The following is a 17,134-nucleotide window of genomic DNA, read 5'->3' on the forward strand; positions in this document are numbered from 1 at the left end:
GCCTTATGATAGCAGCCGTTATTCGTTGGTCTGTGACTAATCGCTTTTTTGTATTGTTACTAACTGCAATACTAATTGGTGGCGGTTTATTTGCCGTTAAAAATACCCCTATAGATGCCTTGCCGGACTTATCTGATGTGCAGGTGATAGTTAAAACGTCATATCCTGGGCAAGCGCCGCAAGTGGTGCAAGATCAAGTTACTTTTCCGCTTACCACCGCGATGCTCTCAGTGCCCGGGGCACAAACGGTCCGTGGTTTTTCATTTTTTGGTGACTCCTACGTGTATGTCATCTTTGATGAAAAAACGGATCTTTATTGGGCGCGTAGTCGAGTACAAGAGTATTTAAGCCAAGTCGCTAGCCGTTTGCCCGACACTGCAACCGCGGAGCTTGGCCCAGATGCCACCGGTGTAGGTTGGATCTATTTATATGCGCTGGTGGATAAAACCAATCAGCACGATATTAGCCAATTACGTAGCTTACAAGATTGGTTTTTAAAGTTTGAATTACAAACTGTGCCAGGAGTGTCAGAAGTCGCCTCCGTTGGCGGCATGGTGAAACAATATCAAGTCAATGTAGAGCCAGATAAACTGCGTGCTTACGGTATTCCACTGAGCTTAATTCAAACGGCCATTAAGCAAGGTAACCAAGAAATGGGCGCTTCGGTAGTGGAAATGGCCGAAGCCGAATACATGGTAACCAGCACCGGTTATATAAAAAGTGTGGCTGATTTAGAGGCCATTCCGCTGGGGGTGAACGCCAACGGCACACCGCTGCAATTACGCGATGTAGCCGATATTCGCCTTGGCCCACAAATGCGCCGCGGCATTGCTGAACTAAACGGAGAAGGTGAAGTTGCAGGTGGTGTCGTGGTGATGCGCTATGGCGAAAACGCACAAAAAACCATAGAGCTGGTTAAAGAAAAGCTCGAATCACTCAAAAAAGGTCTACCTGAAGGCGTTGAAATAGTGCCTGTGTATGACCGCTCTAATTTAATTAAAAGCGCAGTGGATAACCTAACCAGCAAACTACTTGAAGAGTTAGTGGTGGTCGCACTGATCTGCATCGTGTTTTTGTTTCATGTGCGCTCATCCTTGGTGGCTATTATTACTTTACCGCTGGGAATTTTAACGGCATTTATCATCATGTATTGGCAAGGCATTAACGCTAATATTATGTCGCTCGGCGGTATTGCCATTGCCATTGGCGCGATGACCGATGGTGCGATTGTCATGATCGAAAACATGCATAAACACATGGAAAAAACACCGTTGACTGATGAAAATCGCTGGCAAGTTGTCACCGATGCCGCCAGCGAAGTCGGCCCAGCGCTATTTTTTAGTTTAATGATTATTACTGTGAGCTTTATGCCAGTATTTATTTTAGAGGCGCAAGAAGGGCGCATGTTTGCCCCGCTTGCGTACACTAAAACCTATGCCATGGCGGCATCTGCAGGTTTAGCAATTACCTTAGTGCCAGTATTAATGGGCTATTTTATACGTGGCAAAGTGATTTCAGAGCAGAAAAACCCTGTTAATCGCTTATTAGTTAACGGATATAAGCCATTACTGAATCTCGTTTTACGTTTTCCTAAAATGACCTTGGTGTTGGCTGTAGTGGTCGCTATTGTTGGCTTTTATCCAGTGAACAAAATTGGCAGTGAGTTTATTCCGCCACTGGATGAAGGCGATCTAATGTATATGCCAACTACTTACCCTGGTTTGTCGATTGGTAAAGCGCGAGAGATTTTACAGCAAACAGATAAGCTCATAGCCACAGTGCCCGAGGTGTTAACCGTGTTTGGTAAAGTAGGACGCGCAGAAACCGCTACCGATCCTGCGCCACTGACTATGATTGAAACTTTTATTCAGCTCAAGCCAAAGGATCAATGGCGCGAAGGCATGACCTTAGAAAAATTGAAAAAAGAGCTTGATGGTTTAGTGAAATTTCCAGGTCTTACCAACGCATGGGTGATGCCGATAAAAACCCGTATTGATATGCTAGCAACAGGCATAAAAACCCCTGTAGGTATTAAAGTGGCGGGGCCTAATTTGAGTGAAATTCAAAAAATTGGCCAACAGATTGAGGTCTTGCTTAAAGATGTACCCGGCACTGCTTCCGTTTACTCTGAGCGTGTTGCTGGTGGGCGTTATATCAAGGTTGATATCAACCGTGAAAAAGCCGCTCGTTATAGCTTAAACATTGCCGATGTGCAGCAAGTGGTCGCGACCGCAATTGGTGGTATGAATGTCACCGAAACGGTTGAAGGGCAAGAGCGTTACCCAGTTAACCTACGCTACCCGCAAGATTACCGTGATTCACCCGAAGAGTTGATGCTATTGCCAATAGTTACCCCTACAGGGCAGCGTATTGCGCTTGCCGATGTGGCTGATGTATTTATTGAAGATGGCCCACCGGGTATTAAAAGTGAAAATGCCCGCTTAAATGGCTGGAGCTTTATTGATATTGATGGCATTGATATTGGCAGTTATGTAGACAATGCGCGCCAAGTGCTTGACGAAAAGCTAGTGCTACCTGCAGGTTATTCAATAACGTGGGCAGGGCAATATGAATACATGGAGCGTGCCAAAGAGAAGCTCGCCTATGTATTACCACTAACCTTAGCGATTATAATTGTGTTGTTGTATCTCAATTTTAGAAGCTTTGTTGAAGTGGCAATTATAATGGCCACGTTACCGCTGGCGATGCTAGGCGGGATCTGGCTCATGTACTTAGAGGGGTTTAACTTCTCGGTCTCCGTGGGGGTTGGTTTTATTGCCCTTGCCGGTGTCGCAGTGGAAATAGGCGTCATTATGCTGGTGTACTTAAACCAAGCCTACAATGAAAAGTGCGCCCAAGCACAACAAGCAGGTACTACGATTAATTTTGTAGAGCTTAAACAAGCCATTGTCGAAGGCGCTGGCCTGCGAGTACGCCCAGTGATGATGACAGTCGCGACTATTATAATTGGTTTACTGCCCGTGCTTTATGGCACCGGCACTGGTAGTGAAGTAATGAGCCGCATTGCAGCACCCATGGTCGGCGGCATGTTCAGCGCGATAGTTCTGACCTTGTTAGTGTTACCCGCCGTGTATTTATTGTGGAGAAAGCGAGGCCTATAAACTTTACATTTTTTGTGTAACTTATACTAAAAAGAAAAGTATAAGTTGCACCATAATTACCTTTACTGTTGTTCTTAATCACTTTTTTATGTGGCACGTTTTACGCATTCGTTAACTTAAATTAAATGAGTAAGGAATGCACATGCAAGTTAAAACAATACACGAAGTGTACGATTGGACTGTACTCTTTCACACGCAAATGGCTGCCAATTTTTTTAGTTTAAAAGATGATTTAGCAGAGCATAACCGTATGCTCGCAGACTATTTTGTAGAGTACGAAAAAAAGCTAGCTGAAGATTTAGTGGGTTTTAAGGCCATCACTGAAATCAATACACTAGACACGTATTGCTATGAGTACTTTGTTGAAAACCCTGAGCTGATTAATTTTACTGATTTAAACCGTAATACGCGTGTTGATGAGCAAGTGATGCAAGGTTATTTATCAGATCAACACCAAAAGGTAATTAACCTTTATGAGTACTTACTTAGTCGTGCAGAAACACCAGCTGGCAAAGAGAAGCTAGCACAATTGCTAGAGCTTGAGCAGCAAAGTTTAAAGCAGATGATACAAAGTTCTAATCGCCATATGGATATGTAACCATGTGACGAATTGTCGTTTAAATTTAGATAGCTAAGGCTATCCAAATTTAGCTACGTCTGTAAATCATACAAAGTCGATTAAAAAACCCACCTTTTTCAAGTACCTTTGCTCTTGTTGTAAATCGGCATGCAGCAGGGTTTGTTCATTGAGCCAACCTAGTGGAAACTGCAAAAGCATGCTGTTGCCTTTTACTGAAACCACTAGGTCTTGATATTGATCATTAAGGCGCTTTTGGTTCAATAATATGGCCAATCTCAGTAATACAATTAATTGTAATATTTGAAAGTGCGGCACCGAAAGTAAAGTAGGAAATTCTTCTAAGCGAATTTTTTTACGGTAAAAGCGTATCATGCAGCTTAATAGCGTTTGTTGCTGTTGAGTAAACCCCGGTAGTTGGCTGTTTTCAACTACATATGCGCTGTGTTTATGTAAACCTGATGAGTTAATACCTAAACCTATCTCGTGTAATTGCGCTGCCCACAGGAGCAATTGATGATTATCTAATGAATCTAATTGCCACTCTTTTTGCACTTGCAAGAATAACCAATCAGCGGTATTAGCTACACGTTGTGCGTGTACTTTATCTATTGTATTTCTTTCGCTTAAATTAGTAATGGTATTGGTGCGTATATCTTTGAGTGCCAGCTTTTGTTGCATCTCATGAAGTAGGCCTTCGCGTAGCGAAAAGTCACTGTAGTTCATCTCAGTAATATTAAACAGCTCAAAGATTGCGATTAAAATGGCTAAACCACCACAGATACTCACTTGGCGCTCTGGGCTTAAACCTTCAATCAGTAGGTTATCAACAGTCTTTGCCGCAATGAACTGGGTTTTAAGTTCGAGCAACCGCTCTAAAGTGATATGTTTTTGCTCGGGATCATTTGTGCTGATCATCGCTAAAATTGACTTTATTGTGCCTGACGTGCCAACTACTGATTGCCAGCCAGCGCTAATATAAGTGGCAAAAATAACTTCAAGTTCTTGCTCTGCTTTTATTTGTGCTTTGCTAAAGCGTTTATCGTTAATAATACCATCGGCAAAAAATTGTTTTGTATAACTTACGCAGCCCATATTACGACTTGTTAGCAGCTTATGTTTAAAGTGTTTGCCAATAATGAGCTCTGTACTACCGCCACCAATATCAATCACTAAGCGGTTTTCATCGTGATGAATGTAATGGGCAACGCCTTGATAGATTAAACGTGCTTCTTCTTGCCCTGATATCACATCAATATGATAGGGAAAAACAGTACTTGCTTGAGTTAAAAACGAGTTAATGTTTTTAGCGCGTCTTAATGTGTAGGTTGCAGCAATTTTTACATTGCTGGCAGGGAAGTCTTGTAGCGTTGTTGCAAACTGCTTCAGTATCGCCAGTGCTCTATCAATCGCAGTTTGGCTTAATTGATTTTTGTCGTCTAAGCCATCAGCTAAATATACGCGTTGTTTTTCTTTATGCAAAATTTGTAGATTGCCATCCACTTCTCTTGCTACGACTAAATGAAAGCTGTTTGATCCTAAGTCAACCGCAGCAATTGAGGGATAATTATTCATTATTGTAATTGCCTTCCCATTTTTTTAAGTGATCATAAATAGCAATTTGTGAGCGTATTTTTTTACGATTGCCACGCCTCACATAATTATTTTTTTGCTCACTATCGATAATGCGCGCTTTGGTGCGATCTTTAAATTGTAGCTCAATAATATCTACAATAAGCCGTTTTAGTTGCTCATCGTAAATGGGAACGCCCACTTCAACACGATGGTCAAGGTTACGGGTCATCCAATCAGCAGATGAAATATAGACTTTTTCATCACCATTGTTACCAAAAATCATAACGCGTGGATGCTCTAAAAAGCGATCAACAATACTAATAATACGGATGTTATCGCTAAAGTTATTGAGCCCAGGAACTAATGAGCACATACCGCGGACAATAATACGGATTTTAACGCCTTTTCGGGCTGCTAAATAAAGGCTATCAACCAGCGCTTTATCCACTAGGTTGTTTATTTTTACTGTGATTTTACCACTGTGGCCATTTTCAACATGCGTGATCTCTTGCTGAATTAAATTTAAAAGTACGTCACGGGCGTTAACGGGTGAAATCATTAAGTGTTCAAAGGTGAACGGCTTGTAGCTGCTTTCTATAAATTTAAATACGCTATCACTTTCATCACAGATGCCTGTATGTTTAGTGAATAGGCTAAAGTCGGTATATATTTTTGCTGTTTTTTCGTGAAAATTACCAGTGCCTATATGTGCATACTTTACTATTTGGCCTTTCTCACGACGATGAATGATACACAGCTTACTGTGAACTTTGAGTGCAGGGATCCCAAATATAACTTTAATGCCTGCACTACTGAGTATTTTTGCCCACTCGATGTTGTTTTGCTCATCAAAGCGGGCTTTTAGCTCCACCATTACAGTGACTTTTTTACCATTTTTAGCGGCATTGATCAGTGATGAAATAAGCCGAGATTTACTCGCAACACGATAAATATTTACCTTAATTTGCGTTACTTTTGGATCAAAAGCAGCTTGGCGAACATATTCAAGTAAATGGTTAAAAGTATGATATGGATAATAAAGTAAAATATCTTGTTGGCTAATTGCATCAAATACACTGGCATGATTATTAAAAGCTGTGCATTGCAGCGCGGGGAGTGATTTGTTCTCTAAGTATTGACGACCAATATTAGGAAAGCCGATAAAATCCCTAAAGTTACGATAACGTCCGCCTGGGATAAGTGCATCATGGTGGGTGACTCCTAAGCGTTTTTTCATTACTTTTAGCATAGGTTCAGGCATCGCTTGATCGTAAACTAAGCGCACAGGTTCAGCGTAAATACGCTGTTTTAAACCTTTAGACATTTTATCTAAAATGCCTTCTTCAAGCTCATCATCTAAGTTGTATTCTGCGTCTCGTGTGAGCTTTATTGAGTGACCATGGATTTGAGTAAAGCTAAAGAAACTGCTAAATACATCACTTAAAAAAAACAAAATAATGTCATCTAGCATCACGATAGTCTTGTGACGACGGGTTTTTTCAGAAGGTAAAATAACGAAACGTGGCACTCTATCAGTAGGCACTTCGAGCATCGCGTAGTGGCGTTTGTCGTTAAGCATCTCTACAAATAAGTAAGTCATAGTATCGTTTATATGATCAGAGTAATCTTTGTTTTCATCCAACATAATGGGCGATATGTGCTGCAAAACATTGTCATTAAAAAAATTTTTAAGCCAATCAATGTGAAAATCACTAAGTTTTTCAGGACGCTGAACATGAATGTTATGGCTGTTTAAATCATGAAGAATTTGCTGGTGAATAAGATTAAATTTTTGACCTAACTGCAGTACTTTTTGTTGTATTTGGGTGAGTAGGATCTCATCTTCATCAAAATTTGTATCAGGTAGTTTATTTAGTAAAATACGACGTTTTACATCTGCAACTCTTACCCTGAAAAACTCATCAAGGTTATTCGAAAAAATACCTAAAAAACGCATCCGTTCAATAATTGGATTGCTTTTGTCTTTGGCTTCTTGCAATACGCGTTCATTAAATGACAACCAACTTAATTCTGGAGCAAAATAACTAATTGTTTGAGGCAACTCAGTGCAGGCGTTCATGTTCTATTCCTTTGATAGCAGCAGAATAAAATATAGAACATAAAGATGACAGTATAATGACAAACATGTCATTTTTGTGACATGTTTGTCTGTGTTAATTACTGATTTTTAAAAATTATTTATACATCTTCAATATCAACAATTAAATCGGCGGTTATCGCTTCAAGCGCAGCTACAACTTCATCTTTGTTCATACCAGCAGGTAAAGAGACTGTTGCGACGGCACTAAAAATAGGCACTCCCCAGTTTGGGGCGCTTTGTTGTTTAGAGTTTAAGTGAGTGATGTTTGCGCCCTTGTGGCGAATAACACTAGCAAGCTCTTGCACAATACCAGGGCGATCATTACCAGTGATAACGAAATTAAGCTTGGCGGCACTGTTATCTGTTGTGTCATCATTCCCCGTTTCAATGCGTACTTCTAATTTAGGAAGTGCATGTAATGAATCTTGTAGTTCTTGTAAATGTTCTTCAGGTACTGTCACTTCTAAAATGCCGGCAAAATGCCCTGCTAAATGACTTAAATTACTGCTTAACCAGTTACCGTGGTGGTTTAAAACAGTGGATGATATGTCTTCGACAAGTCCGGGACGATCTTGCCCTAAAATAGTTATAACTAATTGCTTCATAAAGTAAATCCCTTAAAATGCCGTAATTAAGTGATAAATGCTCAGGCATGAGAATAGTTGAATGATTATTATATTTAAAAATGAACCGAATTGAGTATTGACTCGGACCTAGAGTTTGTCCAATTTTTTTGCGCTTTCATTAATTAAAAAACAGTAATATAGTACTAGCGTTATTACCTTTATTGGGTAAATTGCTGTTTCTCAATGATAATTTATTAAGTTGAATTTTTTTCATACAGATAGCTTCCTTAAAACAAAATAACGCTATTATGACGTTTGTAACATTACTGTCATCTTGGTGAAATACACTATTCGCAACGTTAAGATTTAAAGGTGTTTTGATGACTTCCAATCCGAATAAACCGTCTTTTAATACGGATAGAAGCCGTCTATTTAAAGATCGGTTTGCCCAATTTAGTATTACAGCCGGTGGAATAATGGTGTTAATAGCGTTGCTATTGATCTTTTTCTATCTACTTTATGTAGTACAGCCTATTTTTGAATCTGCAAAAGTAGAAACGCGTAACAGCTTTACTTTAAGTAATGCTGAGCAAATTGTTGGCTTAGGTGTTGAAGAGCAAACCGAAGTTGCTTTTTTGCTTGGTAAGCAGGGCAATGTCGATTTTCATAGTGTAGAAAAAGCGACCTTTGGTAAAAAGTTGGCAAGCTTGCCCGTTACACTTGACGGTGGAGTAAGCAGTTTTGCAAAAAGCGCCCCTTTTCAAGGGCTTTATGCTTATGGACTAAAAAACGGTGCGGTGATGATCGTGGCACCAAAGTTTTTAGTTACTTTTCCAAATAATACTCGCAAGCTAACACCTCGCTTGGATTATCCTCTTGGTGAAACACCTTTAGTTGTCGATGATGAAGGCGCTGCATTAACGCAGTTTGCATTTAGCCATTACGAAGAAAAAACGGCAGTAGTTGCGCAAACAGCCGATAAGCGTGTTGTATTTAGTAGTTTTGTGGCTGAAGAAAACATGTTCAGCGGTGAAGTTGAGTGGGTCGTTGAGCGCACCGAACTCGATGTCGATGGTCGTGTTGATCAACTGCTTATGTCGCCTGACACTACGCGTACATTTGTACGTTCAGCTAATCAAATTTATGTTTATGATACGCGTGACCCCAGTGAAGTCGAACTGATTCAAATGCTGGCAGCCAATGAAGAAAATGCCAATCTTGTTTCAGCTCAGTTGCTCGCAGGTGCTAACTCGTTGATGCTAGCAAATGATAATGGTGAAGTATCCCAGTGGTTTGAAATTAATACAGATGAAGGTCGTGAATATCAAAAAATTCGTGCCTTTGAAACATCAAAACAAAGCAAGCTGGATATTTTTACTGAATTTTATCGTCGTACATTTTTTACTACCAGTTCAAATGGTGAGTTAGGTGTGTATTACACCACCAGTGAAGCAAAGTTATGGCAAGGTAAAGTAAGTGAAGGGCCGATTGAAAACTTTGCAATAGCGCCACGTTCAAATGCGGCACTTATTTTGGCAGATAACAAGCTAACCGTTGTTGAAATTCATAATGAGCATCCTGAAGTTACCTGGTCTGCATTATGGCAAGAAGTGTGGTACGAAGGTTACCCTGAGCCAGGTTATATTTGGCAATCAACATCTGCCAGTGATGACTTTGAATCTAAATTCTCGTTAGTACCAATTTCATTCGGAACATTAAAAGCAGCCATGTATGCAATGCTATTTGCTGTGCCGATTGCTTTATCAGCCGCAATCTACACAGCCTACTTTATGTCAGGTTCATTGCGTAAAGTGGTAAAGCCAACGGTAGAAATAATGGAAGCATTACCTACCGTAATCCTAGGTTTCTTAGCTGGTTTATGGCTTGCGCCATTAATTGAAGAGCACCTTCCTGCGATAGTTGGATTATTGATCATGTTACCACTGGGGATTTTGGCCACTGCATTTGGTTGGACGAAATTACCGACCAGTATACGTCATCGCATACCAGAAGGGTCGCATTCAATTTTACTTATCCCAGTTGTGTTATGTATTGGTTGGTTGGCATTTGCCATGAGTGGTGTGATTGAGCAGTGGATGTTTGATGGTAATGTACGCCAATATCTAACCAATGAATTAGGTATGACATTTGACCAACGTAACTCGCTTGTTGTGGGTATTGCAATGGGTTTTGCGGTTATTCCAACTATTTTCTCGATTGCTGAAGATGCGGTATTTAGTGTGCCAAAACACTTATCTAATGGTTCCTTGGCATTAGGTGCAACACAATGGCAAACATTGGTCAGCGTGGTATTGCTAACAGCAAGCCCAGGTATTTTCTCTGCAGTAATGATGGGGTTAGGGCGTGCGGTAGGTGAGACAATGATTGTACTTATGGCGACGGGTAATACACCAATAATGGATTGGAGCATTTTCCAAGGTATGCGTACGCTTGCGGCTAATATTGCAGTAGAAATGCCAGAATCTGAAGTGGGTAGTTCACACTATCGAATTCTTTTCTTAGCAGCCTTTGTATTGTTCATATTCACTTTTATTTTCAACACAATTGCTGAGTTTGTTCGTCAGCAGTTGCGTGATAAATACAGCTCGATGTAAGCGGAGAGACACGACATGGTAAAGCAGTGGTTTAAGTCTGGTTCTCCTTGGATATGGATGACAGGTGGTGCAGTTAGTATCAGCTTGATTTCCGTCTTAGGGTTATTAGCAATGATTGCCTGGAAAGGGTTAAGCTTTTTCTGGCCTTCACAAGTAGTGCAACTTGAGTTGCAAGGTTCAGTGGTAAAGCAAACCGTTATTGGTGAGATTTATGACCGAGAAATGGTACCAAAATCACGCCTAGAGGCAATGGGTGTAGATTTATCTGATTACGATAAAGAAGAGCTTGAGCGCTTATTAATTAAAACCGGTAACCGTGAATATGTTGATTTGGACTTTCGTTGGGTTTTAGAAACCGATATTAACTCTCATACCGCACCTGCAACATTGGCGGTGTTTGAACGAAGCAAAAACGGTAACTTTTACGGTTATGTTGACCAAGTGATTAAAGACGGGCAAGTCATCACTGACAACAAAGTAGAGGTGCTAGATGAGCTCGTTGAACGCGCGGTAGACTTAAATGATCAAGCGCTTGATTTACAAAATGGCGATATTGGGCATATTAACTTTGAGTTAGAGCGCTTACGTTTAAAAGAAAAATCTTATTTACTTGATGATGCATTAACGGATGAACGCGTTGCAGAGCTTGCGCAACAGCGTGCACAATTAAGGTCAGAATATGGCGTGCTTGAAAAACAATTGTTTGCACTTCGTAAAGAGGCCAAGCGTGACCAAGTAACGGTAAAAGATATGCGCGGCGAAATAGTCACATTGCCTTTGTATCAAGTTTTGGATTTTTGGTTTCCAAATGACATGGGATTCTTTGCTAAGCTTGGCCATTATTTTGTGCAGCTTGGTAAGTTTGTTTCAGATGACCCGCGTGAAGCAAATACCGAAGGCGGTGTATTCCCGGCTATATTTGGTACTGTGTTTATGGTCATGCTAATGGCTGTAATTGTGACTCCTTTTGGCGTTATTGCTGCAATATATTTACATGAGTATGCAGCTAAAAATGCAGTGACAAAGATGATCCGTATCGCGGTAATTAATTTGGCTGGTGTTCCTTCGATTGTTTATGGGGTATTTGGCTTAGGTTTCTTTGTTTATGTGCTTGGGGGGAGTCTGGATCAATTATTTTATCCTGAAGCATCACCAAGCCCTGTATTTGGTACGCCAGGGGTTATGTGGTCAGCACTAACGCTTGCTATCTTAACCTTACCTGTTGTTATTGTATCAACTGAAGAAGGTTTATCTCGTATTCCTAGTACGGTACGTCATGGTTCACTTGCACTTGGTGCAACAAAAGCAGAAACTCTATGGCGTATAATAGTGCCAATGGCAAGTCCGGCAATTATGACAGGCCTAATACTGGCTGTTGCACGTGCTGCTGGTGAAGTTGCACCACTAATGTTAGTAGGTGTTGTAAAAATGGCACCGACTTTACCGCTTGATGGTAACTTTCCGTACTTTCACTTAGATAGAAAGTTCATGCATTTAGGTTTTCACATATATGATGTTGGCTTCCAAAGCCCGAATGTTGAAGCTGCACGACCGTTAGTCTATGCCACTGCATTCTTATTGGTATCAGTGATTATCGCACTGAATATCACTGCAATCGGTATACGTAACCACTTACGTGAAAAATTTAGATCGCTTGATCAATAATTAGTAAAGATTTTAAGGTAATAAACATGATTACAGTCGCTCCACAGGTAACCCAGTCAAACACGAGTTTGAAGTTGGACTTAGAAAATTTAAGCACTGAGCAAACGGCGCTTCAGATCAAAAACTTAGATCTTTACTATGGTGAAAAACAAGCGCTTAGTTCAGTAAGTATGAATATACCAAAGGGCCAAGTAACGGCTTTCATCGGGCCATCGGGCTGTGGTAAGTCAACGCTATTACGCTGTATTAATCGTATGAATGATTTAGTAGATAGTTGCCGTATTGAAGGTGAAATTTTACTTCATGGGCAAAACATCTACGATAAAAAAGTAGATGTTGCGGCGCTTCGTCGCAATGTAGGAATGGTATTCCAACGTCCAAATCCATTTCCAAAATCTATCTACGAAAACGTAGTTTATGGCCTACGCTTACAAGGTATTAAAGAAAAGCGTAAGTTAGATGAAGTAGTTGAACAGTCACTGCGAGGGGCTGCGTTGTGGGATGAAGTAAAAGACAGACTCCACGACAGTGCATTTGGTTTATCAGGTGGTCAGCAACAACGTTTAGTTATTGCTCGTTCAATTGCGATTGAACCAGAAGTATTATTGCTGGATGAGCCAACATCAGCACTTGATCCAATTTCTACATTGGTTATTGAAGAGTTAATCAATGATTTAAAAAATCAGTTTACCGTTGTTATTGTAACGCACAACATGCAACAAGCGGCGCGCGTTTCTGATCAAACCGCATTTATGTACATGGGTGAGTTAATCGAGTACTCAGATACAAATACGTTATTTACTACGCCGAACAAAAAGAAAACAGAAGACTACATTACCGGCCGATATGGTTAGTATAGTGGGCGTACTGTTTAGGTGATGTTAGCGATTCTGATAAGAAGGTAGACAATGGAACACAATATTAATAAGCATATCTCTGGCCGTTTTAATCAAGAGTTAGAGAACGTGCGTAATCATGTTTTAAGTATGGGCGGATTAGTTGAGCAGCAACTTAATAGCGCACTTGATGCTGTGAGTAATGGTGATGCTGAATTAGCGCGAAAAGTGCGTGAAAATGATTATAAAGTAAATGCCATGGAAGTGAATATTGACGAAGAATGCACTCGTATTATTGCTCGCCGTCAACCTGCAGCCAGCGATTTACGTTTAGTGGTTGCGATTGCTAAAACCATTGCTGATTTAGAGCGTATTGGTGATGAAGCTGAACGAATAGCTAAAGTTGCCCTCGATTCATTTACTAAAGATCAGCAAGATTTATTGGTAAACATTGAAAACATGGGGCGTCAAGTATCTAAGATGTTGCATGATGTTTTAGATGCTTTCGCACGTATGGATGTACAAAAAGCCTTTGAGGTACATAAGGAAGATGCCAAGGTCGATCGTGAATACGAAGCCATTACACGTCAAATAATGACCTATATGATGGAAGATCCACGTTCAATCCCAAAAATTATGGATTTAGTTTGGTCAGTGCGTTCTTTAGAACGAATCGGTGATCGCTGTCAAAATATTGCTGAATATATAATCTATTTCGTAAATGGCAAAGATATTCGTCATACATCTCAAGAAGATATAGAAAAATCATTGTGATTTTTTTTGGTAATTTTTTTTTTATTAAAGCGACCAATGGTCGCTTTTCATGTTCTCGTTATAATTAATATTATGTTCAGGCACCAGTGAAGTAATAAAAGCATTCACAATCGTGGTGAATGCTGTAAAATTCACGCCGCAAAGCATACTAATTTGATTTAAGGGTCAGCTATGCCTACAAACGCATTTTTAGGAGTATTCGCAAAATCTCCTATAAAGCCAATGGAAGATCACATCAAGAAGGTACATCAAGCTAGTAAAGCTTTGATCCCTTTTTTCAATCACGTATTTAAAGAAGAGTGGGTACAAGCAGAAGTGATTCGCTTGGAAATTCGTACTTTAGAGCGTGAAGCCGACGACATGAAAAGAGATATACGTTTACAACTGCCGCGTGGATTGTTCATGCCGGTAGAGCGTACAGATCTGCTCGAACTCGTCACCCAGCAAGACAAAATTGCTAATAAAGCAAAAGACATTGCTGGTCGTGTAATTGGTCGTGAGATGACCATTCCAAAAGAGATTCAAGTCAATTTCTTAGCCTATGTAACACGGTGTGTTGATGCGACTAAACAAGCGTCAAATGCAATTAACGAGTTAGATGAGTTATTAGAAACTGGTTTTAAAGGTCGCGAAGTGACCTTGGTAGAAAAAATGCTCGTTGAATTGGATGCAATTGAACAAGACACGGATGATATGCAAATCATTATACGCCGCCAATTGCGCGCCGTTGAGGATGGGCTTAACCCAGTTGATGTTATGTTTTTATATAAAATAATTGAATGGGTTGGCGAGCTTGCGGATATCGCAGAGCGCGTAGGTTCACGTCTTGAGCTGATGTTAGCTCGTTAATTTACACTCAGTTCAATAACGAAAGATTAAGGTTACACAATGGATATCATTGCATCTTATGGCACGGTATTAATTTTAATTGCCGCAGCAGTCGGTTTTTTTATGGCTTATGGTATTGGCGCAAATGACGTTGCCAATGCTATGGGTACTTCAGTAGGGTCTAAAGCGCTTACAATTAAACAAGCAATTTTTATTGCGATGATTTTTGAGTTTGCAGGTGCTTACTTAGCCGGTGGTGAAGTAACATCGACGATACGCAAAGGCATTATTGACTCTGCCCCATTTATGGATATACCTGAATTAATGGTGTTGGGTATGATCTCAGCGTTATTTGCAGCAGGTAGCTGGCTATTAATTGCTTCTTTTCTTGGTTGGCCAGTATCAACTACTCACTCAATTATTGGTGCTATCATCGGATTCGCGTTAGTTGCAGTTGGCAGCGAAGCAATCCAATGGAATAAAGTGGCTGGAATTGTTGGTAGCTGGATAGTAACACCATTAATTTCAGGTTTTATTGCGTACTTAATATTTATGAGTGCACAAAAACTTATATTTGATACCGAGTCACCACTTAAAAATGCTAAACGTTATGTACCTATATACATGGGTCTTGCGGGTTTTATCATGTCTTTGGTTACGATCAAAAAAGGCCTAAAGCACATTGGTATTGATTTAGGTGCAGTAGAAGGCTATGCATTAGCAATTGGTATTGCTGTTGTAGTTGGTATTATTGGTAAAATAGTTATTTCCCGCTTGAAGATAGATCCAAAAGCTGACAAGAACATGCAATTTAATAATGTTGAGAAAGTATTTGCTATCTTAATGGTATTAACAGCATGTTGTATGGCATTTGCACATGGGTCTAATGACGTAGCTAACGCGATTGGTCCTCTTGCTGCTGTTGTTAACATTGTAGAGAATAATGGTGAAATTGCTAAACAAGCTGCTATTGCATGGTGGATTTTACCGCTGGGTGGTTTTGGTATTGTTGCAGGTTTAGCTATTTTAGGTAAAAAAGTAATAAAAACCATTGGTGAAGGTATTACACATTTAACACCTAGCCGTGGTTTTGCTGCTGAATTAGCCGCTGCTTCTACTGTTGTTATCGCATCAGGAACTGGTTTACCCATCTCAACGACACAAACGTTAGTGGGCGCGGTTTTAGGTGTAGGTATGGCGCGTGGTATTGCTGCACTTAACATGGGCGTGATCAGAAACATTGCTGTTTCTTGGGTAATAACATTGCCAGTTGGCGCTGCCCTTGCTATTGTTATTTTCTACATACTAAGATTTGCCTTTGGAGTTTAATTCCTACGGCTTAAGTATTACAGACTTTTAGCTTGAAAAGATCTCAATGCCCATGGTGTTGGGGTCTTTTTATTTGTGGGTAAGAAAAGTTATGACTAATTTACCAAGTATAAAACAACTGCAATACTTATTAGCGGTTCATCAATATCAGCATTTTGGTCGAGCAGCAAGTGCCTGCTTTATTGGTCAATCCACATTAAGTAGTGCAATTCAAACGCTTGAAGAAACTTTGGGATGTCAGCTTATTGAGCGTGAAAATCGTAGCCTCATGTTTACCGCCATTGGTGAAGATGTCGTAGAGCGAGCGCGCAAAATTATAGATGATACTCTCAGTGTTAAAGAGCTTACAAAAAGCCATTTAAGCCCACTTAGCGGCAAATTAACGCTTGGTGTAATTCCTACTATTGCTAGTTTCATAGCTGCGCCTTTATACGCACTATGCCAACAACAATATGTGGATTTAGAATTAGTACTGGTTGAGGATACAAGTGACAGCTTATTAAATAAGTTAGAGCACGGCCATATAGATATGGCATTACTCGCTTTACCCTATGAGACCGACAAGTTTCATACACAAGTACTTGCACAAGATCATTTTAGCTTAGTGCATCACAAAGATTATTTGCCAGCAACAGGGGTAGAAGACTTTAATCTGTTACCGGATGCAAGCGTATTCCTACTTGAACGAGAGCACTGCATGACAGGTCATGCATTGAGTGCTTGTCACTTAAACCGTTCAAGCTGTATTAACCCGTTTGAAGCGGCAAGCTTACACACACTATTGAGTATGGTTGAACATCAGCTCGGGGTGACCTTTTTGCCACAAATGGCAATTAATGCGGGGATTTTAGATAACAAAAACATGTTAGCCACGGCCTCTCAAGGTGATGCTTATCGTGACATTGGTATTTTATGGCGCAAAACCACAGGGCGAATTCGTGATTTTCGTTTATTTAGCCAAATGCTAGAAAATTTTTTAAAACAGCAATGCCGTTTAATACCAATCGACTTAAATATTTAACCATTCTAGCGAGCTAAATAAAGCGCTAACTGCGTTTATCTGTCGCTATAAATGGTCAGTAACTTAACACGATTGGTATGCAGGAATAGCTCATCAAGGTGAGCTATTTATTTTTTAATTTATTT

At 40.2% G+C, this 17,134-nt stretch carries 12 protein-coding genes; 9 read left to right on the forward strand and 3 right to left on the reverse strand.

Annotation, left to right across the window (positions count from 1 at the left end; genetic code table 11):
* Positions 1-5 precede the first annotated feature (5 nt).
* Positions 6-3,122: an efflux RND transporter permease subunit gene (locus HJP15_RS14425; protein WP_170174052.1), complete on the forward strand. Its 3,117-nt coding sequence runs from the start codon at positions 6-8 to the stop codon at positions 3,120-3,122.
* A gap of 142 nt (positions 3,123-3,264) precedes the next feature.
* Positions 3,265-3,720, forward strand: coding sequence for a hypothetical protein (locus HJP15_RS14430; RefSeq protein ID WP_054204489.1), 456 nt, complete (start codon positions 3,265-3,267; stop codon positions 3,718-3,720).
* 66 nt (positions 3,721-3,786) lie between these two features.
* Here the strand turns inward: HJP15_RS14430 and HJP15_RS14435 are convergent, their stop codons facing one another.
* The 3 genes from HJP15_RS14435 to HJP15_RS14445 all read right to left on the reverse strand — a co-directional run bounded on the left by HJP15_RS14435 (position 3,787) and on the right by HJP15_RS14445 (position 7,980).
* Complete coding sequence (locus HJP15_RS14435; RefSeq protein ID WP_170174053.1) at positions 3,787-5,274, reverse strand: Ppx/GppA phosphatase family protein; 1,488 nt, start codon at positions 5,272-5,274, stop codon at positions 3,787-3,789.
* On the reverse strand, positions 5,267-7,354 hold the full coding sequence (ppk1, locus tag HJP15_RS14440; protein WP_054204487.1) for a polyphosphate kinase 1: 2,088 nt from the start codon (positions 7,352-7,354) through the stop codon (positions 5,267-5,269). The genes HJP15_RS14435 and ppk1 overlap by 8 nt, the downstream gene beginning before the upstream one ends.
* Positions 7,355-7,473: 119 nt before the next feature.
* On the reverse strand, positions 7,474-7,980 hold the full coding sequence (locus HJP15_RS14445) for a glycine cleavage system transcriptional repressor (RefSeq protein ID WP_054204486.1): 507 nt from the start codon (positions 7,978-7,980) through the stop codon (positions 7,474-7,476).
* 341 nt (positions 7,981-8,321) lie between these two features.
* Here HJP15_RS14445 and HJP15_RS14450 point away from each other — a divergent pair, with 341 nt between their 5' ends.
* The 7 genes from HJP15_RS14450 to HJP15_RS14480 all read left to right on the forward strand — a co-directional run bounded on the left by HJP15_RS14450 (position 8,322) and on the right by HJP15_RS14480 (position 17,009).
* On the forward strand, positions 8,322-10,556 hold the full coding sequence (locus tag HJP15_RS14450) for an ABC transporter permease subunit (RefSeq protein ID WP_054452826.1): 2,235 nt from the start codon (positions 8,322-8,324) through the stop codon (positions 10,554-10,556).
* Between the two features lie 15 nt (positions 10,557-10,571).
* A complete protein-coding gene (pstA, locus tag HJP15_RS14455) occupies positions 10,572-12,221 on the forward strand; it encodes a phosphate ABC transporter permease PstA (protein ID WP_054452824.1) in 1,650 nt (549 codons plus the stop codon).
* Between the two features lie 26 nt (positions 12,222-12,247).
* Positions 12,248-13,075 (forward strand): phosphate ABC transporter ATP-binding protein PstB, encoded by an 828-nt coding sequence (gene pstB, locus HJP15_RS14460; protein ID WP_054204483.1) that lies wholly within the window; start codon positions 12,248-12,250, stop codon positions 13,073-13,075.
* A gap of 54 nt (positions 13,076-13,129) precedes the next feature.
* A complete protein-coding gene (gene phoU / locus HJP15_RS14465; RefSeq protein ID WP_054204482.1) occupies positions 13,130-13,831 on the forward strand; it encodes a phosphate signaling complex protein PhoU in 702 nt (233 codons plus the stop codon).
* 171 nt (positions 13,832-14,002) lie between these two features.
* Positions 14,003-14,680, forward strand: a complete 678-nt coding sequence (locus tag HJP15_RS14470; protein ID WP_054204481.1) for a TIGR00153 family protein — start codon at positions 14,003-14,005, stop codon at positions 14,678-14,680.
* A 39-nt stretch (positions 14,681-14,719) separates the two neighbouring features.
* The gene (locus HJP15_RS14475; RefSeq protein ID WP_054204480.1) at positions 14,720-15,988 is read left to right on the forward strand and encodes an inorganic phosphate transporter; all 1,269 of its coding nucleotides are present in this window, start codon (positions 14,720-14,722) and stop codon (positions 15,986-15,988) included.
* Between the two features lie 91 nt (positions 15,989-16,079).
* Positions 16,080-17,009 (forward strand): hydrogen peroxide-inducible genes activator, encoded by a 930-nt coding sequence (locus HJP15_RS14480; RefSeq protein ID WP_054204479.1) that lies wholly within the window; start codon positions 16,080-16,082, stop codon positions 17,007-17,009.
* The last annotated feature ends 125 nt before the right edge of the window (positions 17,010-17,134 follow it).

The sequence above is a fragment of the Pseudoalteromonas sp. NEC-BIFX-2020_002 genome (assembly GCF_013002825.1).
In the GTDB taxonomy this organism is placed as follows: Bacteria; Pseudomonadota; Gammaproteobacteria; order Enterobacterales; family Alteromonadaceae; genus Pseudoalteromonas; species Pseudoalteromonas neustonica.

Excerpts from the sequence above, each read along its gene's own strand:
- HJP15_RS14425 (WP_170174052.1), top strand. The coding sequence starts at position 6 with ATGATAGCAGCCGTTATTCGTTGGTCTGTGACTAATCGCTTTTTTGTA.
- HJP15_RS14430 (WP_054204489.1), top strand. The coding sequence starts at position 3,265 with ATGCAAGTTAAAACAATACACGAAGTGTACGATTGGACTGTACTCTTT.
- HJP15_RS14435 (WP_170174053.1), bottom strand. The coding sequence starts at position 5,274 with ATGAATAATTATCCCTCAATTGCTGCGGTTGACTTAGGATCAAACAGC.
- ppk1 (WP_054204487.1), bottom strand. The coding sequence starts at position 7,354 with ATGAACGCCTGCACTGAGTTGCCTCAAACAATTAGTTATTTTGCTCCA.
- HJP15_RS14445 (WP_054204486.1), bottom strand. The coding sequence starts at position 7,980 with ATGAAGCAATTAGTTATAACTATTTTAGGGCAAGATCGTCCCGGACTT.
- HJP15_RS14450 (WP_054452826.1), top strand. The coding sequence starts at position 8,322 with ATGACTTCCAATCCGAATAAACCGTCTTTTAATACGGATAGAAGCCGT.
- pstA (WP_054452824.1), top strand. The coding sequence starts at position 10,572 with ATGGTAAAGCAGTGGTTTAAGTCTGGTTCTCCTTGGATATGGATGACA.
- pstB (WP_054204483.1), top strand. The coding sequence starts at position 12,248 with ATGATTACAGTCGCTCCACAGGTAACCCAGTCAAACACGAGTTTGAAG.
- phoU (WP_054204482.1), top strand. The coding sequence starts at position 13,130 with ATGGAACACAATATTAATAAGCATATCTCTGGCCGTTTTAATCAAGAG.
- HJP15_RS14470 (WP_054204481.1), top strand. The coding sequence starts at position 14,003 with ATGCCTACAAACGCATTTTTAGGAGTATTCGCAAAATCTCCTATAAAG.
- HJP15_RS14475 (WP_054204480.1), top strand. The coding sequence starts at position 14,720 with ATGGATATCATTGCATCTTATGGCACGGTATTAATTTTAATTGCCGCA.
- HJP15_RS14480 (WP_054204479.1), top strand. The coding sequence starts at position 16,080 with ATGACTAATTTACCAAGTATAAAACAACTGCAATACTTATTAGCGGTT.